The sequence below is a fragment of the Candidatus Binatus sp. genome, from assembly GCF_030646925.1.
In the GTDB taxonomy this organism is placed as follows: Bacteria; Desulfobacterota; Binatia; order Binatales; family Binataceae; genus Binatus.
The window spans coordinates 1-20588 of the sequence record NZ_JAUSKL010000027.1 but is presented as its reverse complement, the minus strand read 5'-3'; the positions used below and the strand labels follow the sequence as shown (position 1 = coordinate 20588).

Here is a 20588-nt window from a genome sequence, read left to right as displayed (position 1 = left end):
AGTGATAAGACGGTGAGCCGTAGAGTTAGTTTGGTCGTTGGTTTGCTGCTTAGCCCGACCTATGCGGGATCGGCGTGGGCACACGGGGGCGGCCCGGGCCTCAGCTTCGATCCCTGCGCCAAGCGTGCGCTCAGACGGGAACATCTGGCCGCGCTGCACAAGACCGAGATGCGCAGCCGTATTCGCGCTGTCGGCAGCGCCTGAGGTCGTGCAGCCAATGTTCCGAGTGGCGGGTCGCCCGCTCATGAAGTCTTGCGGGTCAGAGGTGTTCGACAAATGAAGTCGCGGTTCGCGGTCTCGATCAGGCGCCACGCGATGTATGCACTGGCGATCGCCGCTGCGGTCTCATTCGCAGCCTGCGGCGGGCGCGCGACCAACTCCGCGCCATCCTTGGGACCAGGGCTGCAGGGGGTTTCGCCAAAGCTGGTGCTCTTCAACCAGGATGCCAAGCCGGTCGAAGCCAGATCCTTGACTGGCAAGCCCCTGCTCATCGCCTTCATCGACACCGCCTGCACCGGCATGTGCCAACTTACCACCAACAATCTGCATCGGGTCGCAGACGAACTCGGAGCGGCGCAGGGGCAGAACGTTCAATTCGTACTGGTAACCTACAACCCGGTCTTCGATGGACCGAAGCGGCTGGCTCGCTATGCCAGAGATATGCACCTCGACACCTCGCGCTGGACCTGCTGACCGGCTCTCCCGACAATATCGATTGGATGCTCGGGCGCTTTGGCTTGCCGGTGGTGGGCAGAGAGGAGGAGCCGGCCAAAATCATGGACGCGCTCGATTATGTTTTCCTGGTCGCGCCCGACGGCAAAATCGTGAAGAAGTACAAAGGCGCGGACTTAATTACTACCGACGTTGCGCAGGATACGCGCAACGTGCTGAAACAAGGGGCCTCATAACGGCCTCGCTCTCATAATATCGATCCTGGTTCGATTGATTGTTTAGAATTTCTAATTTGCAATTGCGTGATTTGATTCTCATGAGACGAATCCTAGCGAAAATGGGTGACCTAGCATGAAAGCAGCGGTTATTAGAACATTCGGCGCGCCACTGACTATCTAGAATCTCCCAAAACCGGAACCTGGCCCCGGCCAGGTGGTGGTAAAAATCGAGGCGTCAGGGCTTTGCCATACGGACATCCACGCGGCCCACGGCGACTGGCCGGTCAAGCCGAAGCTGCCGCTGGTGCCGGGGCATGAAGGCGTCGGAATCGTCGAGCGCCTCGGCGCCGGCGTCTCGGAGGTCAAGGAGGGTGATCGCGTAGCGATTCCGTGGCTGGGATACGCGTGCGGCGCCTGCGAGTACTGCGGATCAGGTCGGGAGACGCTGTGCGAGCAGCAGCTAGACACCGGCTATTTCATCGATGGCAGCTACGCCGAGTACGCGCTGGCTTATGGAAAGTACGTCTGCAAAGTGCCCGCGGGGGGTCGATCCTTTTGCGGCGGCGCCGCTCACCTGCGCTGGCGTTACGACCTACAAGGCCGTCAAGGTGGCCGGCGCGCGATCGTCCGACCTGGTTGCCATTTTCGGTATCAGCGGACTGGGACATCTGGCGCTTCAGTATGCGCGGATTGCCGGGGCGACGGTCGTCGCGGTGGATGTTCTCGACGACAAGCTCGAACTCGCCAAGGAACTCGGCGCGCGTTACACGATCAATGCGCGCAAGGAGGATGCCGCGGAGGCGCTCAAGAAGCTCGGCGGCGCCGATTCCGCAATTGTGGTCGCGGTTTCGCCCTCGACATATGACAGCGCATACAAGGGAACTGCGCCGCGGCGGCAGATTGGTGTTCGTCGGACTGCCGGCTGAGAACTCGGTCCAGATTCCAATCTTCGAGACGGTGCTCAACGCGATCTCGATTGCCGGCTCGGTCGTCGGCACGCGGGTTGACCTCGCGGAGACGTTCGAGTTGCAGGCCGCCGGAATGACCAAGGTTATCTATGAGAAGCGCAAACTCGAGCAGGTCAACGAATCGTTCGCGGAAGTCGAGGAAGGTCGCGTCCGGGCTCGGCTGGTATTCGGCTTGACCTGATAGTTACGATCAAGCTTTCCGGATGCGGCCCGCCCGCGCTACGGGCCGAGCCGCGTTCGGTTAGATCTCGACCGTTCGCCGAACAGGTCAGAGGAGAACTCTTACCGACGGCGAGGCTGGGCAGCGAATGTTTACCCGGAACGGGCCAACATTATCCTCAGGAGCGACATAACTATGCAGCTAACTGTCACGATCAACGGCGAGCGCCACGATGACGACATCGACCCGCGCATGCTGCTCGTGCACTACCTCCGCGATGTCGCGCAACTGACCGGCACCCATGTCGGATGCGAGACCTCGCTGTGCGGCGCATGCACGGTGCTGATCAATGGGCAAGCGGTCAAGTCGTGCACCACACTCGCCGTGCAGGCTGAAGGCAGCCAAATCACGACTGTCGAGGGCCTCGCCAAAAACGGCAAGATGAATCCTATTCAGGAAGGCTTCTGGGAGGAGCACGGCCTTCAATGCGGCTATTCACACCCGGCATGATCATGACGGCGACGGATCTCTTGAGCCGAAACCCGAACCCGACTGAGGCGCAAATCCGCGAGGCGCTCGAGGGCAACCTGTGTCGATGCACCGGCTACCAGCACATCATCAAGGCGATCCAGTACGCCGCTGAAAAGATGCGTTCCAGCGAGCGCGCTTGAACGATTTCCAAGGAGAGAGCGATGGCCGTCATTCCGAAATTCGTGGGCGAGCGAATCAAGCGGCGTGAAGATCCGCGCCTGGTTTCTGGACAAGGCATCTACGTCGATGACCTGCGGCTCCCCGGGATGCTTACCGCGATGATCCTGCGCAGCCCGTATGCGCATGCGAAAATCAATTCGACCGACCTCGCCAAGGCGCGCGCTCTCAAGGGCGTCGTCGCGGTGATGTCCGGAGATGACTTCAAAGACAAGATCGGCTCGCTGCCGTGCGTCGCAGTGATCGAGCGCATTCCGTTTGGTGCTGGCCCAGGGCAAGGTACGCTACGTAGGCGAGGGCGTCGCGGTCGTGATCGCGGCGGATTCATACATCGCGCAGGACGCAATCGATCTCATCGACGTTGATTACGAGCCGCTGGACGCCATCGTCGATCCCGAAAAGGCGCTCGAGCCCGGCACCCCGATCATCCATGACGAACTCGGCACCAATTCGGTCACCTTGGCGCAGGTCCCGAACCCTGCGGTGGACGAGGCGATGCGCAAGGCCGACAAGGTGATCAAATTCCGCATCGTGAATCAGCGGCTCGCGCCGGTGCCGATGGAGCCGCGTGGCGTCGTCGCCAGGTGGGAAGCCGGCTACAAGCAATTGACGGTCTGGTCGTCAACGCAAATCCCCCATCTGCTGCGCTCGCAACTCGCCGAGATGCTCAAGGTGGGTGAGAACAAGATTCGCGTGATCGCACCTGAAGTCGGCGGCGGCTTCGGATGCAAACTCAATGTTTACAGTGAAGAAGCGTTGGTCGCCTACCTCGCGATGGCGCTTAACAAGCCAGTTAAGTGGATCGAGCGCCGCCGCGAGAACCTCTCTGGCACCACGCACGGGCGCGATCAGATCACGTATCTCGAGGTCGCCGCGCAGAAGGACGGCACCGTGCTCGCGCTCAAGGCCAGGTTCATTTGCGACATGGGCGCTTACCTGCACCTGCTAACGCCGATAATCCCCGGCTTCTCGGGCCTGATGATGACGGGCTGCTACAAGATTCCAGCGCTCGCGTTCGAGCAACAGATGGTCTTCACCAACAAGATGGCGACCGACGCGTATCGCGGCGCGGGACGCCCCGAGGCCGCCTATATCGCCGAGCGCACGATGGACATGGTCGCGGGCGAGTTCGGCCTCGATCCGGCCGCGGTGCGGCGCAAGAACTTCATACCCAAGGAAGCGTTCCCGGCCCCGACCGCCGGCGGACTCGTTTACGATTCGGGCGACTACGAACTCACCCTCAGCAAGGCGCTCGAGATTGTTGACTACAAGCGGGTGCGCGCCGAGCAGGCCGAGGCGCTCAAGCAGGGCCGCTACATTGGCGTCGGGATGGCTTCCTACGTCGAGATTTGCGGGCTCGGCCCCTCCTCGCTGCTGCCACCCAGGCTCAAAGGCGGCGGATGGGAAAGCGCGACGGTCCGGATCGAGCCAGACAGCAAGGTGACCGTGCTCACCGGCATTTCCCCGCACGGCCAGGGTCAGGAAACGACCTTCGCGCAACTCGTGGCCGACGCCTTGGGCATCGACATCGACGACATCAATGTTGTCCACGGCGATACCGCGATGGTGCAGTACGGCATCGGGACCTTCGGCAGCCGCGGCACCACCGTAGGCGGTCCGGCGCTGATGATGACGGTGGCCAAGCTGCAGGACAAGATCAAGAAGATCGCTTCCACGATGATGGAGGACCCGACCAGCTCACCTTCGTCAACCGGACGATCGCGATGGTGGGCGACGCATCGAAGTCGATTCCGCTGCAACAGGTGGTGGATGCCGCCTACGGTTACAAGCAGCCGATCCCCGGCGTCGAACCGGGCCTCGATGCGACCAGTTTTTACGAACCGTCGGCCTGCACGTTCCCGTTCGGCACGCATGTCGCCGTAGTCGAGGTTGATCCGGAAACCGGCGTCGTCCAGTTCCTGCGCTACGTCGCAGTTGACGATTGCGGCAAGATAATCAGTCCGCTGCTGGTCGAGGGCCAGATCCACGGCGGAATCGCCCAGGGAATCGCGCAAGCGCTCTACGAAGAAGTCGTGTACGACGAGAACGGTCAGCTCATCACCGCATCGCTGATGGACTACGCGGTGCCCAAGGCCAACATGCTGCCGCACTATGAGCTCGAGCCCACGGTCACGCCGTCACCGGTCAATATCCTGGGCGTCAAAGGGGTGGGTGAGGCCGGCACGATTGGCTCGACCCCGTGCGTCGTCAAGGCGGTGCTCGACGCGCTCAAGCCCCTGGGCATCCGCTCGCTCGACATGCCGCTGAAGCCGGAGCGAGTGTGGCGCGCGATCCGGGACGCCAAGCAGTCCGGAGGAAAGGTGTAACCCGATGTTTCCTGCCTCATTCGAATATCACCGCGCCTCCTCCGTCAAGGATGCGCTCGCGATGCTCTCGCAGTTCGGCGACGATGCCAAGTTGCTCGCCGGCGGTCACAGTCTTATCCCGATGATGAAACTGCGGCTGGCGCAGCCGGCGTATCTCATCGATATCGGCGCCGTCACCGGCCTGGCCGAGATTAAGGAGGAAGGCGGCAGGATTGTGATCGGCGGCCTGGCCACGCATCACCAGGTCGAATCCTCGGGGCTCGTCAAGGGCAAGCTCGCGATGCTATCGGAGTGCGCCGCGCTGATCGGAGACGTGCAAGTCCGCAACCGGGGCACCATTGGCGGCAGCCTGGCCCATTCGGATCCTGCCGCGGACTATCCGGCGGCAATCCTGGCGCTCGAGGCGGAAATCCGCGTGGAAGGTGCCCGCGGCACGCGCACGATTAAGGCAGAGGACTTCTTTGTCGATCTCACTCATGACCACGGCCGTTCAGCACGGCGAGATTCTGACCGGCGTTTCGGTCGCGCCGCTTCCAGCCGGCGCCGGCGCAGCTTATTTGAAGCATCGCCAACCTGCTTCCGGATTCGCGCTGGTCGGCGTCGCCGCAGTAGTCGCGCTCGACGCCCAGGGAAATTGCGCCCGAGTGCGGGTCGGTATCACCGGCCTGGCCTCGAAGGCGTTTCGCGCCACGGCAGTCGAAACGGCGCTCGCAGGCAAACCTGCGGCCGCGATCGCAACGGCCGCATCGCACGCGGCCGACGGTGTCGATGCGCTCGCCGACATTCACGCGGCGGCGGATTTCCGCGCCGAACTCGCGCGGGTTTATACTCGCCGCGCACTCGAGCTGGCGGTCGCCCGCGCGAAAGCCTGACTCGTCGCGATTGATCGCTCGCACCGGGACTACATGAATCTGCGATGAAGCTGGCTGGTGAAACCACTCTTCCCGCCCCGCGCCAACGGGTGTGGGAACTTCTCAACGATCCCGAGCGGCTGTCGCGGCTTATCCCCGGATGCGAAAAGCTCGAGATCCTTGGCCCCGATCAATTCGCCGGCGCCATCAACGTCGGAATCGCGGCCGTCAAGGGAACCTACGCGGGGAATCTCAAGCTCGAAGAAAAACGCCCCCCCGAGCACTACAAGATGCTCCTGGACGGCAAGGGCAAGCAGGGTTTCATTCGCGGCTCGGGAACGCTCGACCTCGAGGCAAAAGATCCTCGCACCACGATTGTGAAATACGCCGGCGATGTACAAATCGGCGGCCCGCTGATGCAGGTTGGTCAGCGCTTGACCTGCGGGCCAATGATGCCAAAGCACGATGGCTGGCGCGGATGCGATCCAGTCGTGGCAGTAGTCCCACGCGACATTCAAACTTTCCGTGCGTGCGCCCGGAAGAAGGTGCGCCATCCCCGCGCCGTTATTTTCGATCGACGACCGTTGTCCGAACCCCAGCGCCCTGGCGAAGGGTCTGGTCTCGCTCGGAATTTCCGAGCCGCGCGCGCCGGCCTGCTGAATGTGGTAGCCGCGTCGCTCGGCTTCTTGCAGCAGCCACGGCGACTCACGCAGCGACAACCCGTCAAGGATCAAAACGGCCTTGCCGCTGGTGGCGCTGTTCCAGAAGTCGATGACGGATTGCGCGGTGCGCGGCACGGAGCTTTCAAATTCGCGCCAGAGTTCCCATGCGGAACTGGAAAGCAGCAGTTCAATTTCGCTGACCTTACTCTCGCGGTCGGCGACTTCCTGTTCGGCATGCTGCGAGGTAAGGGGGGCCGAGAAGATTTCCCAAAGCCTGTCAAATATCACCTGCCAGGCCTCCTTGGATGTGGCGGTAAGAATGGAATCGAGCGTCGGATCGCGGTCAGCCGTCATTGCGTTTGCTTCTCCAGGGTCAGCGAAAACATTCCGCCATCCGGGAGCTTCTTGAGCAAATCGGTCAGTTGCGCGCCGGTCATTTGAGAGACGTTAATGTTCACGTTGGTCACGCTGGTCGCTGGACTGATACCCCATTTCTCAACTTCGCCAAGCAGGTTCATCGGAGTCTTTGGTGGAGTACCGAACGGTTTGAGTATCGGCGTAGTAGAAGCCAACGAATCGTCGCCGAATATTTTGGACGGCGGAACAACTCCGGGCACCGATGCCGTTGTCGGTGGCTGTTGAGTTGTCGGAGTCAATTGAAACGGCATCGTACCTCCACTCTGGGGATAAGCACCGGGTACTTGTAGGATGGTTTGCTCAAGCTCCTTGCCCGAACCGAGCTTGCCCTTGATGCGTATCCACGCAGCGTCTTCCGGTTCGCCGGGCTGTGCTTGAAGGAGTTCCAGACCACGCAAGTTGATCGAGAGCTTTCCATCGGCGCAAAGATGGAGAACCTTTTCTTTCGTCGCCACTTCACCGAGCCAAGGAATGCAGTGCTTGCCGTCGATGCTTGGCTCTTGAAGATCACCCATGAACTTAGCGAGCGACGAACTGGCGGTGGCGTGCGCCAGCGCCGCGGCTTCGAAGTCTTCCGCGATGAACAGTTCGTTCACAATCTTCTCGTCTATGGCCTTTGGAATCTTGTCGCCGATGGCGTTGTGCTTCTCTATAAGGAAACGGCACTGCTCTGGCTGCACGAAGTTCCAGACATCGAGGATAGCAAAAGTGTCGAACAAGTCTTTGAGCCGTGGGCGAAGATGAGAATTCTGGTAGGTCGTGTACAGCGGGCGAAACGCTGAGTCAGTGTCCTTCCATTGGTTCGCCAGATAGATGCCTCGCGCATACACAATCAGGTCGCGGTCGAAATAGATGTTTGCGGACGCTTTCTTCGGCAGGAGGAACCGGAGCGTGTTGCGGCGTTGGGGAAGATGTCGCTTTAGCCACGCGCCGAGGATCGCCTCGACATTGTCAAGATTCTCCGGCAGTGCGATGAGAGTCAGACGACCATCCCATCGATCAGGTCGCTCGTTCTCCGGGAGTTCCGTCCACGGGTCACTTTGCCAATTCTTTCTGAGCACCACCACGCGGAACTTGCGGGAGACTTCCTCGCTGCCGCCGATCACGTAGCGGACTTCCGCCGCGAGCTGCTCGATGTCCTGATTGCTCTCGAACAGCTTGTCATTCTTCGCGTGAGCCAGCAGCTTGCCTTCGGCATTCTCCTCTTCCCTGAACACGAGACGGTTGCCAACCGGGTGGATGTTGAAGCTGTTCTCGCGGATGAGCGCCATCTCGGCAGCGAACGTGTTGTCGTCGATGGCCTCATTGCGAGTGATGTCGGACTGCAATTCGGCAGGTGCGGCGCCGTTGATTCTATCAACGCTTAAGGAACGGAGCCAAAGCGCACTGATAATGTCCGAGGAGTGTGGAATATTCTTGTCAGGGTCTTGGACCGCAATGCGGACCGCCTCAAGGTTGCGCCGCGCTTTTTCAAGCAGTGTCCTGTGGAGTTGATTGGCCACAGAACTCAAAAGCGAAGTCACGCTACCTTTGTCGCTGCTGATGTCAAAGTCTGCTGCGGTGATGACCGGTGACTTTTCGCCACGGGTTTTGAACAAGTCAACCAGGATGCGGATGAGATCGCGAGTTTCTTGCGCTTCGGTGGCGACGAGCACTTGGTCTTCAAGCAAGCGCATCAGCACGGGCGAGTAGGGCCACGCCTCCGCGAATTCGCTTCGCTTCGCTTCGTGCTGCGACGGAGGAATTTCCGCGAGACGAACGTATTCCCAGAGATGCGGCTCGATGAGAGCCTTGATTTGCCCGCCAGGGACGTTCAGCCGATTCTCGAAAATCCGGTAAAGTAGAAGGCGCTGACGATCTTGCTTGGCGTGAGTGCCTTGAAAATCGACGAGCACCGGATTGATGCGGTGAATTTGCTGATATGCCTGCGACTGATTGTCGCGGATGGAGGCGACGAATACGAGCAGTTCGGGATGGTCATTCGCGATTTCGGAGAGCAGTTGGATGAAGTTAAACGCCCAAGTTTGGGTTTTCGCCTTTGGACTATCGCTCAATCCATCAAACCACGTCTGGAACTCGTCGAGCAGTAGTACGGTTGGCTGCGCCTTAAACATCTCAAGGAGCAGGTCGATGCTGGGCACGTTGGTCCTGGCATCGCCTTTGCCAAGCCATTTTCCTTTGACGAGTTGGCCTTGCGGATGCCGGTCAAACAGGATCTCCCACAAGAACTTAAATCGTTGCTGGTGGAGGCTTTCAGCAATGACGCAAAAATCGGTGCGGAACTTGAGGGTCTTCAATTCCGGACGGTTCAACTTCGCGGCCCAATTCGCCAGCCACTTGGTCGCCTCAGCCGGGTCTTTGATTGCGTGCCAGAGCGCAGCCATCAAGTGCGATTTGCCCTGACCGCGCGCGCCCAACAGCACAACGGGGTGCGATTTGTCCGGCTGCGTCGCCTCGAACACGCGCAGGAGGTCAACGGACGGATAGGTGATGCTCAGGAACTCGGCCGTCGACCTTTGGAGGGCGCTTGTCGGCTTATCGGCTGAGAAGTCGATAGTTGTCCCTTTGAGGCGTTCCCCCTTGAACTCATCCCGTAAAGTTAATTCGAGCATACTAGGCGCCGCTTTCCTCTTTCGCCTCGACGGCGACGTTTATCTCTCTATAACGACTTGGTGTTGCGGCCCTTTGCATGCCCGGTCTTTTGTTTGTCGGCTGCTCAACACATCACGAAACGCCATGAAACGACAAATGGCAACCCAATTTCCGCGAATAAATTATCGCTGCCGCGCGCGAACATGATGGGCTCTTTGGTCACAAAGGGGCCGCGGGGGTGACGACCCGACTTCGTGTTGATCAAAAATGCGGACGAAACTTTGGCACTGTTACAGTTTGGCGCAACCATTATTCGCCCCTGGCACGATCCACGAACATCAGGGTCGAACATCGCGCTTAGACCCGACAGAGGCAATCTCATGGCGTCGAAGTCGGGTGCCCTGCTTGTTGACCAGATCATGCCCTCATCGTGCAAGTCATTAAAACGCTTTATCAAAGCTTCATGCAGACGATACTCTCGCGATACTACGAGTTACAGCCGAATCGCATCTTCCGCGGTTCCCATCAACAATACGATGGCAGCAATCCAAACAAACCGCGGTGCGCCCAAGAAGAGGAGGGGTGCGGGACCTATTAGCCAATTCATAGATTGCGACTTATTGAGGTCGCCGCCCCTTTTTATCTGTTATGATGCTCCATATGATAGCCTATTGCTTGCCTCACAGGGGAGGAATTGGCTAAATATTCGCAGCACGTCGAGAACAAACTGCGACGCAAGATCGACAGAACACGAGCGTGAACACGGCGCGCGATCGCGAATAAATGAAAGCTGGAGAGGGGTCCGCGCCGTGCTTACCGATGATTCGATCAACGCGCCGAATCTGCGCAAGGTTCGTGATCTCCCCGAATTGGTGCGCTCTGCGGCGCAGACGTTTCAGCGATTATGGAATTCAAGGATCGACTATTCCAACGGCTGGCGGAGCATAGCTGCCCCCGTGATCTAGCAGCGTATGCGTTCGCGGAATAAGACCGTGCCGGCGGGACGAAATAGCGGGACCCTCCATGCTTTCAATCGGCGCATTCTGGCCGAGGATCTCGTCCGTGTCCGCCGCCCGGATGACCGGGAACGCTACGCGTCGTCGCAGCGGCAGGCGCGAATCGACCCGAATCCGCATCAGATCGACGCAGTGATTTTCGCGCTTCGGCGCCTGCGCGAGGGCGGTTGCATCCTTGCTGACGAGGTAGGACTGGGAAAGACGATCGAGGCGGGGCTGGTGCTCGCGCAAAGCCTAGCCGAAGGTGCAAAGCGCGTCTTACTAATTGTTCCCAAGTCACTGATCGGGCAGTGGCAGGACGAACTCCTCAATCTATTCGGCATTCAAGCTCGCGAGGACCGGGCCGACTTTTCCGGACCCGGAGTTTACCTGGTCGGGCGCGAGTTCGCAGGGAGTGAACGTGGTGCCGGGCTGCTTGGCGCCGTCTTACCGTTTGATCTGGTGATTATCGACGAGGCCCACGAGATCTTTGCGGGCCTGCACAAGCGCTACGGACGCGACGGACTCTACGACGAAACCTCAATCGAGGCGCTGATGGCGCATCGGGTGCGCGGCTTCCTGCGCACGGCGCCGGTGCTGCTGCTGACCGCGACTCCGATGCAGAACTCGCTGGCTGAGTTATGGGGCCTCGTGCAGTACGTGGAACCGACGGGCACTTTGCTCGGGGACATCACGACGTTTCGCCAGGTGTTCTGCAGTGAGGACGACCGAACGCTGATCCCCGGCCAGGAGCACGAGCTGCAACGGCGATTGGCGATGGTGCTCCAGCGGACGTTGCGCCGCCAGGCGCAGGAGTTTCTCGATCGGCCGTTTACGCAACGCCGATGCCGTCTTTACGAGTACGCGATGAGCGACGACGAACGTTCGCTCTACGACGACGTGACCGAGTACCTCCTCCAGCCGACATTGTATGCTTTCGCCGGACGACAACGGCGCTTGCTGCTGATTGGATTTCATCGCCGCATGGCGTCCTCGATTCCAGCCCTTGCTGCGAGCCTCGAGAACGTAGCTGCGAGACTCCGGCGCCTCGGCGCCGGTCAACCGGTTATCGGCGAAGCGACCGAGGTGCTCGACGACCTGGAAGAGGATCAGGAGGTGGAAGAATCCACCGAGGAGGCGCCGGTCCCGGTCAATCATGAAGCGGTCGCCGCCGAGTTAGCTCTGGTGGATGACTTTGTCGCTCGAGCACAATCCCTTCCGCACGATGCCAAAGCGCGCTCGTTCCAGGACGCTATCCGGGTCGTGCTCGATCTCGGTCGTGATGGTCGCGGCAGTGGCAAGGCGGTGGTGTTCACCGAGTCCATCACCACCCAGGAGTACCTGCGGAAGCTACTCCTCGGTATTGGCCTGGCTGACGAGGAAATCACCCTATTCCGCGGCACGAATGATGGTGCACGCGCGCAGCAAGCGCACGCCCGCTGGTTGGAGGAAGAGGGGAGCAAACTTGCGCCGGGTTCTCGACCGACACGCGAAGTCGCGGTGCGGCTGGCACTCGTTCACGAGTTCCGCACGCGGTCGAAGGTGCTGGTGTGCACGGAGGCTGGTGCGAAGGGGCTCAACCTTCAGTTCTGCGAGACGGTCATCAATTACGACTTGCCGTGGAACCCGCAGCGGATCGAGCAACGTATCGGGCGATGCCATCGCTACAGCCAGCAACGCGACGTGACCGTCGTTAATTTCATAGCGAAGGACAATGAAGCGCATCGTCTGACTTTTGAAATCCTGAGTCAGAAACTCGACCTGTTCGGAAGAGTGCTCGATGCCTCCGATGTGGTTTTGCATGAACCGCGCACTGACGCGCCCGAAATAGTCGTGTCGGCTCTCTCTCTCGAGTTCGAGTCTGATCTCCGGAACATTTATAGCCGGTCGCGGACGCTGGACGAGGTGACGCGCGAGATTGCTGCATTGAGGGACAAGATCGATGGCCGAAGGGACGCTTACGAAAAGGAATATCAACGCACCTCGCAGATTATCGAGTCGCGGTTCGATGAAGACGTGCGGAAGGTTTTCAAACGCTTGCGGGAGGACCTTCCCGAGGGACTCGTGCAGTTGGACCGTGATATCGCCGACCTAGTGGAAGGCTACCTTGCTTCAGGCGCTATCGCTCATAAGCGTTTCGAAAAGTCGGGCCGGGTAGTGTTCGAAATCGCGCCGAGCGCCGAACTACCTGCAGAGATCGGAGAGGGTCGTCGGTTCGCGACTGGCGACGCCAGAGGCTTGATCGACGCCGAGCCGTTGAATCTCGCGCATCCGCTCGTTCGTGCGGCGATAGCAGATGCCCGTGCCTGGCCGGGCGGATCGATCGAGTTGATGCTCCCGCGCGACGCTACTCCGGACCTCGCTGCGATGGCCGGAAAGATTGGCGTCCTCGCCGTCGCAATGGTCGATTACGCCGGCTTCGAGCCGGTACAGCGCCTGATCTTCGGTAGCGTGGTCGATGGTATGCCGATCGATCCCGAGGTGGCCGCCCGGATCGCGCGGTTAAAGGCGAGCGATAGTCAGACAGTCAGCGTCACTGTTGACCCGCAGGAGCTGGACGACGCGATCGACGAGGCCATCTTTGTCGATCAACGCGAGACTGAGAAGCGTGAGCAAAAGCATTTCGAGCTGGCGATTGGTCAGCTCGAACGATTCGTCGACGACAAGGTCCTGGTCAGCCGGCGCGAGCGGGCGAGTATCCTCGACAAGCTGGATTCCGCGAAGGCTCGGCGTGATGCGGTGGTCGGCGCCACCGCGCGCGAGCGAGTCGAGGAGGAGATCAATCGTCTGGCGATAACGGCCGATCTGCTGGAACGCCGGATCGACGCTTTGGATTCCAGGGCGGACGAGGTCTATCGAAAATGGCGAAACGAATATCACGAGCTTCGGTACCGAGCCCCAAACGCAACCCGGCTGTTCCAGGTGGCGTTCCGGATCGCGCCGATGAATCGGAAGGCGTAGTGCTGAAGATCCTGCACACTGCGGATTGGCATCTCGGGCGGCGGTTTCCGTCCTTCCCCGAGGAGGCGCAGCAGAAGCTGTCGCGCGCGCGGATGGATGTGATCGCGACCATCCTGGATGTCGCTCGGCGGAATGCGGTCGACGCGGTGCTATGCGCCGGCGACCTGTTCGACGACCCTACTCCAGCCCAGGATTTCTGGGAGGGGCTGGCCGTGACGTTTCGCAATCAAGGCGGCACTCATCCCCCAGTCTTCCTGGTGCCGGGCAATCACGATCCGCTTACCTCCGAGTCGGTGTGGGCGAAGAGTCACCCGTTTCGATCGCAACTTCCTAAGTGGGTGCACGTCGTCGATGATGACGAGTTTTTCTATGACCTTGCGCCTGGCGCAATCCTCTATGCGAGACCGTGCCGGTCCAAGGCAGGCGAGAACGACCTCGCGATGTCGCTTCCCGCGCGCGAACCGGGTGACGCACGAATACGAATCGGATGCGTCCATGGCAGCACGTTCGACATGGACGGCTATCAGACCAACTTCCCGATTTGTCGGGATGCGGGCGTGCATCGCGGGCTCGATTATCTCGCGATTGGCGACACGCATTCGTTTCGCGACGTCACCGCGTCTTCGCCGGTCCCGACCATTTACCCCGGTGCACCCGAACCCACGACCTTCGACGAGCCCGATGCCGGCTACGTGGCACTCGTCGCGCTCTTCAGGCATGGGACGCGGCCTCGCGTTTCTCGCGAGCCGGTGGCGTTCTGGCGCTGGATCGACCAGCGATGCCGCGACCTCAACGAGTTGCGCACATTTATGACCACGCCAGACCTCGAGCGCCACGTGGTCAGGCTGCATCTGGACATGACGGTGTCCGTTGCCGAGGAGAGCGAGGTCGAGCGCATCTTGCGTGACCTTGAAGGCACCGACGCCACCCATGGCCGCGCCGGCGTCCTCTTGGTGGACAAAGCCAACCTGAAGTTGCAAGCCGGTTCCGGAGGAATCTTCCCGGACGATCTGCCGCCGGTGCTAAGGGACACTATCGCGCGGCTCGACCGCTTAATCGAAGACTCGATTGACGAGGCCGAGCGGTCGCGTGCAACTCGCGCGCTCGCGCACTTGTACAAGCTGCTGCAGAGCCAGGAGGGCCCTCCGGGTCGCGCGCTTTGAAGCTCCTTCGCCTGCATGTTGCCGACTTTGCGGCGATCACGAACGCGGATATCGAGTTCGGTCCGGGGCTCAACGTGCTGTACGGCCCGAACGATCTTGGCAAGTCCACGCTTGGAGAGGCAATCCGATTGGCGTTGCTCCTTCCTCACACCTCGACCCACATCGACGGCTACGTCCCCTGGACCGGCGGTCGCGATCCGGTGGTCGAACTCACTTTCGAGACGGAGCAGCAGCGAATCTGGCGAGTCAGGAAGGAATTCCGAAAAGGCGGCGCCGCGTTGTTGCAGGAGTCGAAAAACGGCAAGGATTTCGACGATGTCGAGCGTGCGCGGAAAGTGGACGGCAGGCTCCGTGACCTCCTGCGATGGGGCATCCCGGAGCCGGGCGGCTCGGGAGGCGGCAGAGGGCTGCCGACCAGCTTTCTTGCGACCGCACTGCTGTCGACGCAATCGGAGGTGACTGCCGTCCTTAACGAAAGCTTGCAAGGCGATCCGAGCGGCACCGGACGGGAACTGATTGCGGCTGCGCTACAGGCGGCGATACAGGATCCTCTCTTCACCGCGATGCTTCGAGCCACGCAGGCAAGACGCGACGAGGCGTTCACCGATAGGGGCGCGAGGAAGACCGCAAAGGGAAGCGTATTCCAGCGCGCCGCGACGCGCGTGAACCAGGCGAGGGTGGAAAGGGAGGATCTCCAGAAACTGGTCGAGGATTCGGAAGGTGTCGAGAAGCAGTTGCGCGAGTTCACGTCGAAGCGCGGCGATCGCGAAGAGGCGGTGGCGGTCGCGACAGCGCAGCTTGCAACTGCTGAAAAGCTCGCAGCGCAGGCCGCCGATCTTAACGAAGCCGACGGGCTGGTAAGCGCAGCGCGCGAAGAGGTGCTGCGTATCCAGAAGATCATAGCCGACGCGGATGCGGCGGAGCGAAGCGTCGGAGAGCTCGGTCGAAAGCTCGAGGCAGCAGAGCAGGCGCTGAAGGTCGCGCAGTTACAGAAAGAACAAGCGGATGCCGCCTTCGAATCCGCAAAGAAAGCTGCTGGATCTGATTCCGCCATGACCGACACGGTCGCTCGCCAGACTCTGGAGTTGAGAAAGGTCGCGGCAGACCAGGCGTCGAACGAGGCACAAAGCAAGATCGATAGCGCGACGAGCGCGCAGAAGCTCGTCGATGCGGCGACGGCCGCCGATCGTGAGAATCGCGCTCAACAGGCAGCAGCTGAAAAAGCGCAGGTAGCGCTGGCCGACGCGGCCGCTAAAGAACATTCTGCCGACGAGCAGGTTGGCAGGATAGATCTACTTCAACGGGCGCTCGAGGCCCGCGATGCCGACGATCGCGTCACCTCCGCGCAAGCCGAGGTGGACCGGCGCGCGAACCTTCAAGCGCGCCTCGAAGCGGGAGCAAGCGAACGCGAGGCGCTGCAGAAACGACGCGAGGCAATCGTCGTTCCGCCGGCCGATACGCTGAGTCCGATGCGCCAGCTCGCCAACGATCTCGCCGGAGCCCGCGGCGCGCTCAATGTCGGTCTCGTGGTAACGGTCACACCGAACCGCCCGATCGAGGTCAGGGTGACAAACGATGGGACGGCGGCGAACCCGACGCGATCTGGTGCAACGTTGGAGGTCGAAGCCGATGCCGAGGTGGACCTCGATATCGGCGATGTCGCAACTGTGCGCATCCGGGGCGGGCGCCGCGACGCACAACGGACAGCCGAAGCGCTGGAAGGTCGTTGGAGAAGCGAGGTCGAGCCACATCTGGCGGCGGCCAAGGTTGCGGACCTCGACGGCCTGAGCGCGAAGATCACGGAGTCGCAAACGCTGGAGGCGAGCATCAAGGCGAAGGCCGCGGAGTTGCAGTCGCTGCAGGCGGAGATCGATTCGCTGATCGATACGGCGCAAAAGCTGCGCGAGGCGCTCGACCGCAAAAAGGCGTGCCGCGCCGCGCTCGGACACGTAGCCCTTGAAACACTCCTTCCCGAGCTGGCTGCGCTCGGCGCTGAGCCATCGCAAGCGTTACGAGAGCGCCGACAGCGAGCGTCGAAAGAGATTGAGCAGGCTCGCGCGACTACGCTTCAGGCCGGTAACGCGCACACTCTGGCGGAAGAACGCGCCAAGAATTCGGCGATAGCGCTGAACGGTGCGGTCGTCGCGCGGAATGCCGCTTTGACCGCTTTTCCTGAAGGGGTGGCTGCGACGCTAGGTGGTGCTCAAGCTGCGCTAGCGGCCGCGGCGGGCGAGCAACGGAAGGTCGCGGCGGAACTCGCCTCGTATGAGAGCACGATCGCAGCACAGAATGCTCGGGTGGAAGCGGCAATCCGCGAAGCTCGCGCTAGCGCGGAACGAGCACAAACCAAGCTCGACGCCGCATCTACGGAGCGAACGAACGCGATCACTGCGCACTCGTTGCAAGTCGGCCGCCTCGAAGAATTGCGAAAACTGCGAGACGCGCAGGACCTCGCCGCCGCCGAGTCCAGATTGAAAAGCGCAACGGATAGACGGGCCGCGATGCCGGTCCCGGATCGAATCGTGACCGAGGCCGAAGTCGACGCTGCGCGGGGCGCCAAGACGTCGGCGGAGTCGGGTCTCGAAGCGATTCAGCGGGAGATCGATCGGACGCACGGTGCGCTTGAGCAAGTGGGTGGCGCCGTTGCGCGCGAGCGACTGCGGGACGCGAGCGAGGCGTGCGAGTCGGCGGAGCGCCAGGAGCGGGAAATCGAGGCGGAATATGATGCGTGGCAGTTGCTGCTTGAGCAGATGAAAGAGGCCGATGTGGCGCAGGCGAGCAACCTCGGCCAGACGCTCGCACCCGCCATCGCGAGCCGCTTCGAGGATTTGACACAGCGTCGCTACCAGAACGTCCAGATCAACGCGGAACTCGGGACGGAAGGGGTCGCGGTCGCGGGTGCGATTAGACCAACGGACCGCATATCAGTCGGTACTCGCGAGCAACTCTCGACATTGTACCGGTTGGCCCTTGCAGAGTACCTATCTACAACTATCGTGCTCGACGATCAGCTGGTACAGAGTGACGGTACGCGGATGGAATGGTTCCGCGCACTGCTCGCCGAGAAGGCCCGCAACTTTCAGATCGTTGTGTTCACATGCCGACCAAGCGACTACCTGACCGCGGGCGCGATGGTACCCAAGGGGAAGAGCTTTCAGAGGGACACCGACGACGGGTTTGTGCGAGCGGTCGACCTGGGCCGCGCTGTGCGCCGAAAGTAGGTGGCTGGGAGCCGCAAGAGCTAGGTGCTTGTACTATCCTGCAAAACTTCGGGGCCAGTATAGAATAGCCTCAGCCGGATTGCGGCGACCGGTGAAATCACGTTGCCGCCAAAATACGATCCCGACGGGCATTCCTACCGACTCGGGCTTTTGGAAGACGGCGAACGCCACCTCGTGATGCATCAACCTATCGTGCTCCGCTTCCAGCGCGGCCGGTGCACGGCATCTGCGACGATGCCGTGCCATGGCAAACGAGCCTCGCGCTCGGCGAGCGGCTCGAGAGCCGCAATGCCGTGGTGATTCTGCTGAAGTACGGCGATCACCGGCCGTCGAGTGAATCCGATCTTGCCCGCCTTGGGCGGAACTTTGGACGAACTCGTATGAGAGTCGCAGTTATTAAAAGCATCTTCCTGTGTGGCGTGTTGACGCTCTTGGCCCATCTCGGCCGCGGAGAGGCTTCGGCGCAGGACACTGGCGCGGAAGAGGCGTCGCGCCGCGCTATGGCGATAGCACAGTTGCCGCCGGATGCGGCGCAAGTTTTGTTCGGACGTGAGAGTACGCCGGCGGCCGGACCGCCGCAGGCGATCGGGTCCTATGAACGCGGCTGTCTAAGCGGCGCCATCGCACTGCGTGCCGACGGGCCGAACTGGCAGGTCATGCGCCCGTCACGCAACCGCGCCTGGGGCCACCCGGTCCTGATCGCCTTTCTCGAGCGGTTGGCGCAGAAACTGCCGGGTGAGGCCGGCTGGCCCGGGCTTCTGGTCGGTGATATCGCGCAGCCGCGCGGCGGACCGATGCTGACCGGCCACGGCTCACACCAGATCGGGCTCGATGTCGATATTTGGCTGACGCCAATGCCAAATCGGCGGCTCAGCCCGGCCGAGCGGGACGGCATCTCGGCAACAGACGTTGTCGCGGGGGAGGGGATGGATATCGACCCGACGGTCTGCACACCGCAGCATCGTCTTCTGCTGGAGGCGGTCGCCCGAGAGCCCTTGGTGGAGCGCGTTTTTGTCAACGCGGCGATCAAGCGCGCGCTGTGCCGCGAGGGCGGGCCGGAGCGGGCCTGGATGGCCAAGATTCGGCCGTGGTGGGGGCACAATTACCATTTCCATGTCAGGCTTTCCTGCCCGAGCGGCAGCCGTCAATGTCGCGGGCAAACACCGCCGCCGCCAGGCGACGGTTGCGGCAAGGAGCTCGATTGGTGGTTCACCGAAGAGGCGCGTCACCCGCGACCGTCACCCCGAAAACCGCTGCGGCTTGGCAACCTGCCACCGGCCTGTGCCGCGCTCGTCGCTGCGCCGACCGGACAAGCGCTGCAGCTTCGGGGCGCAGCGCAATGAAGCAGTCAGGCCTGCGGTCGGTCCTTTGCTGGGGTCACCTGCACGGCACTGCTGATCAATGCGCTTTTGCCGGCGGCCGTTTGCGTTGGGCTGTTCGACGCGAGCCGCGGGCCAGCCAGTTTAAGTCTTTGCAACGCAGCACCCGCGCGCGAACCGCCCGGCGAGACCGGATTGCTCTGCACCCCTGCGCCTTGTGCCTGCTGCCGGTCGGGCTCCCGCCTGTGCGGCGAGGCGATCGCGGAAGGTCGCCAGCCTCCGACCTCACCATGATAGGCCTGACCCGTCGTGTCGATCCGCCCTGGCGCTGGAGCGCGCAAGAACAGGTGTCGGCATTCGCTGAGTCACGCCCAGGATCGTTTGCTTCCGTCAGCGGGAGGCGTTTATCAACCTGATAACACAGGATCGGACTGCTTCGAGGAGCCCGGCCCAATGACAATTGTTCCGCGCGGTGAAACTACTTCGCCGCCTTGACCCTCCGAGTGCGCGAGTCCGTCTTGGTCCGCGCAGTCGAACCGTAGCGCTTCTTGAAGCAGGCGCGGCATCGCGCGTCGCGTCTCTTCTTCAAGCACGGCGCAAGATCGCGGCCGGAGCAGATCCACAACCCTCTGCGTATAGTTCGCAGACGCTAACACTGCGTCGCCCGGACGTGTCAACGCCGGAGTAAAAAGTGCATCACATGGGATTATAGACGTCGGAAGTCTCTAACCTCTCCCGGCGCTCTCACTGGGGCGCGCCGCTCACGATCGCTTCAGCTTGCCAGCCTGGATAAGGGGCCGGATTTCGTAACCGTATCAGCTTCGCCCAGAAGCCTTCGAGCAATCTGGTCCCAAGTACCGTGCATCGGATCGCCGCCTGATACGGACGGGGTGACCGGCTTCCTTATAGCATAAGCCGTGCGGCTACCTCCTACACAATCGAGGTATGCCAGCGCCGCGCCGGCTTTTCGCGCGACCTGTCGCCTTTAGGGCAAATAAAAGGCGGCGGTGTCTGGCCGATAGACGCGGGCGAGCCACAGCGGGCGGCGCAGATTGTCGGGCCCAGGCGCCGGCCGCGCCATCGCTAGCCATCGCAGGTAAACTTGGTGCGATAGTTCGGTGTCGACAAAGATATCGCCATAGCGATCATCGGGGCCAGGACGCTCGACGTAAACCTTCTGATGCCAGCAGTGCTGACCGCTCACGGGGTCGGGCTGCACAGGAAAAATAAGATTCTGATGCACGCCCGCATCTTGCCACCAGATGCGTGCGGAGTCGGGGTCGTCGCTCTGAAACGGTTGCACGCCGTGCACTTGGCGCATCTTCCATTGGCCGGGGGCGAGTTGGGTCAAATT

Annotated in this window: 11 protein-coding genes and 6 pseudogenes; 15 read left to right on the top strand and 2 right to left on the bottom strand. The window is 61.4% G+C overall.

The genetic code is table 11. The features are described 5' to 3' along the window. Window positions 1-12 precede the first annotated feature (12 nt). The 10 genes and pseudogenes from Q7S58_RS03600 (at window position 13) to Q7S58_RS22025 (ending at window position 7007) form a co-directional block, all read left to right on the top strand. Window positions 13-204, top strand: coding sequence for a hypothetical protein (locus Q7S58_RS03600; RefSeq protein WP_304820897.1), 192 nt, complete (start codon window positions 13-15; stop codon window positions 202-204). A 72-nt stretch (window positions 205-276) separates the two neighbouring features. After that, window positions 277-693 (top strand): SCO family protein, encoded by a 417-nt coding sequence (locus tag Q7S58_RS03595; RefSeq protein ID WP_304820895.1) that lies wholly within the window; start codon window positions 277-279, stop codon window positions 691-693. A gap of 26 nt (window positions 694-719) precedes the next feature. Then, window positions 720-908 carry a hypothetical protein gene (locus tag Q7S58_RS03590; protein WP_304820893.1) on the top strand — a complete coding sequence of 63 codons (189 nt, stop codon included), beginning with the start codon at window positions 720-722 and terminating at the stop codon, window positions 906-908. Between the two features lie 115 nt (window positions 909-1023). Further along, window positions 1024-2039 (top strand): annotated as a pseudogene (locus Q7S58_RS22035) (zinc-dependent alcohol dehydrogenase). A gap of 174 nt (window positions 2040-2213) precedes the next feature. Continuing rightward, window positions 2214-2689 (top strand): annotated as a pseudogene (locus Q7S58_RS03575) ((2Fe-2S)-binding protein). 21 nt (window positions 2690-2710) lie between these two features. Beyond that, window positions 2711-3091: a hypothetical protein gene (locus Q7S58_RS03565; protein WP_304820883.1), complete on the top strand. Its 381-nt coding sequence runs from the start codon at window positions 2711-2713 to the stop codon at window positions 3089-3091. Continuing rightward, a pseudogene (locus Q7S58_RS03560) lies at window positions 2988-5053 on the top strand (xanthine dehydrogenase family protein molybdopterin-binding subunit). The gene Q7S58_RS03565 and the pseudogene Q7S58_RS03560 overlap by 104 nt, the downstream one beginning before the upstream one ends. A gap of 4 nt (window positions 5054-5057) precedes the next feature. Further along, window positions 5058-5468 (top strand): annotated as a pseudogene (locus Q7S58_RS22030) (FAD binding domain-containing protein); the annotation flags it as partial. A 61-nt stretch (window positions 5469-5529) separates the two neighbouring features. Next, window positions 5530-5925, top strand: coding sequence for a hypothetical protein (locus Q7S58_RS03545; protein ID WP_304820877.1), 396 nt, complete (start codon window positions 5530-5532; stop codon window positions 5923-5925). Window positions 5926-5969: 44 nt separating this feature from the next. Further along, window positions 5970-7007: a carbon monoxide dehydrogenase subunit G gene (locus Q7S58_RS22025; protein ID WP_370655448.1), complete on the top strand. Its 1038-nt coding sequence runs from the start codon at window positions 5970-5972 to the stop codon at window positions 7005-7007. Here the strand turns inward: Q7S58_RS22025 and Q7S58_RS03535 are convergent. After that, window positions 6917-9595 carry a DUF499 domain-containing protein gene (locus Q7S58_RS03535; RefSeq protein ID WP_304820872.1) on the bottom strand — a complete coding sequence of 893 codons (2679 nt, stop codon included), beginning with the start codon at window positions 9593-9595 and terminating at the stop codon, window positions 6917-6919. The genes Q7S58_RS22025 and Q7S58_RS03535 overlap by 91 nt on opposite strands. Before the next feature lie 972 nt (window positions 9596-10567). Between Q7S58_RS03535 and Q7S58_RS03530 the strand changes: the two genes are divergently transcribed. The 5 genes and pseudogenes from Q7S58_RS03530 (at window position 10568) to mepA (ending at window position 19258) form a co-directional block, all read left to right on the top strand. Further along, the gene (locus Q7S58_RS03530; RefSeq protein WP_304820870.1) at window positions 10568-13531 is read left to right on the top strand and encodes an SNF2-related protein; all 2964 of its coding nucleotides are present in this window, start codon (window positions 10568-10570) and stop codon (window positions 13529-13531) included. Continuing rightward, window positions 13531-14694, top strand: a complete 1164-nt coding sequence (locus Q7S58_RS03525) for a DNA repair exonuclease (RefSeq protein WP_304820868.1) — start codon at window positions 13531-13533, stop codon at window positions 14692-14694. Before Q7S58_RS03530 ends, Q7S58_RS03525 begins: the two co-directional genes overlap by 1 nt. Next, window positions 14691-14837, top strand: a pseudogene (locus tag Q7S58_RS22020) (AAA family ATPase); the annotation flags it as partial. The gene Q7S58_RS03525 and the pseudogene Q7S58_RS22020, both read left to right, overlap by 4 nt. A 735-nt stretch (window positions 14838-15572) precedes the next feature. Further along, entirely contained in the window at window positions 15573-17915 is a 2343-nt protein-coding gene (locus Q7S58_RS03520) for an ATP-binding protein (protein ID WP_304820866.1), read from the top strand. 215 nt (window positions 17916-18130) lie between these two features. Beyond that, window positions 18131-19258: a penicillin-insensitive murein endopeptidase gene (gene mepA / locus Q7S58_RS03515; protein WP_304820864.1), complete on the top strand. Its 1128-nt coding sequence runs from the start codon at window positions 18131-18133 to the stop codon at window positions 19256-19258. Between the two features lie 961 nt (window positions 19259-20219). On the opposite strand, the pseudogene Q7S58_RS03510 reads toward mepA, so the two are convergent. Continuing rightward, window positions 20220-20588, bottom strand: a pseudogene (locus Q7S58_RS03510) (formate dehydrogenase); the annotation flags it as partial.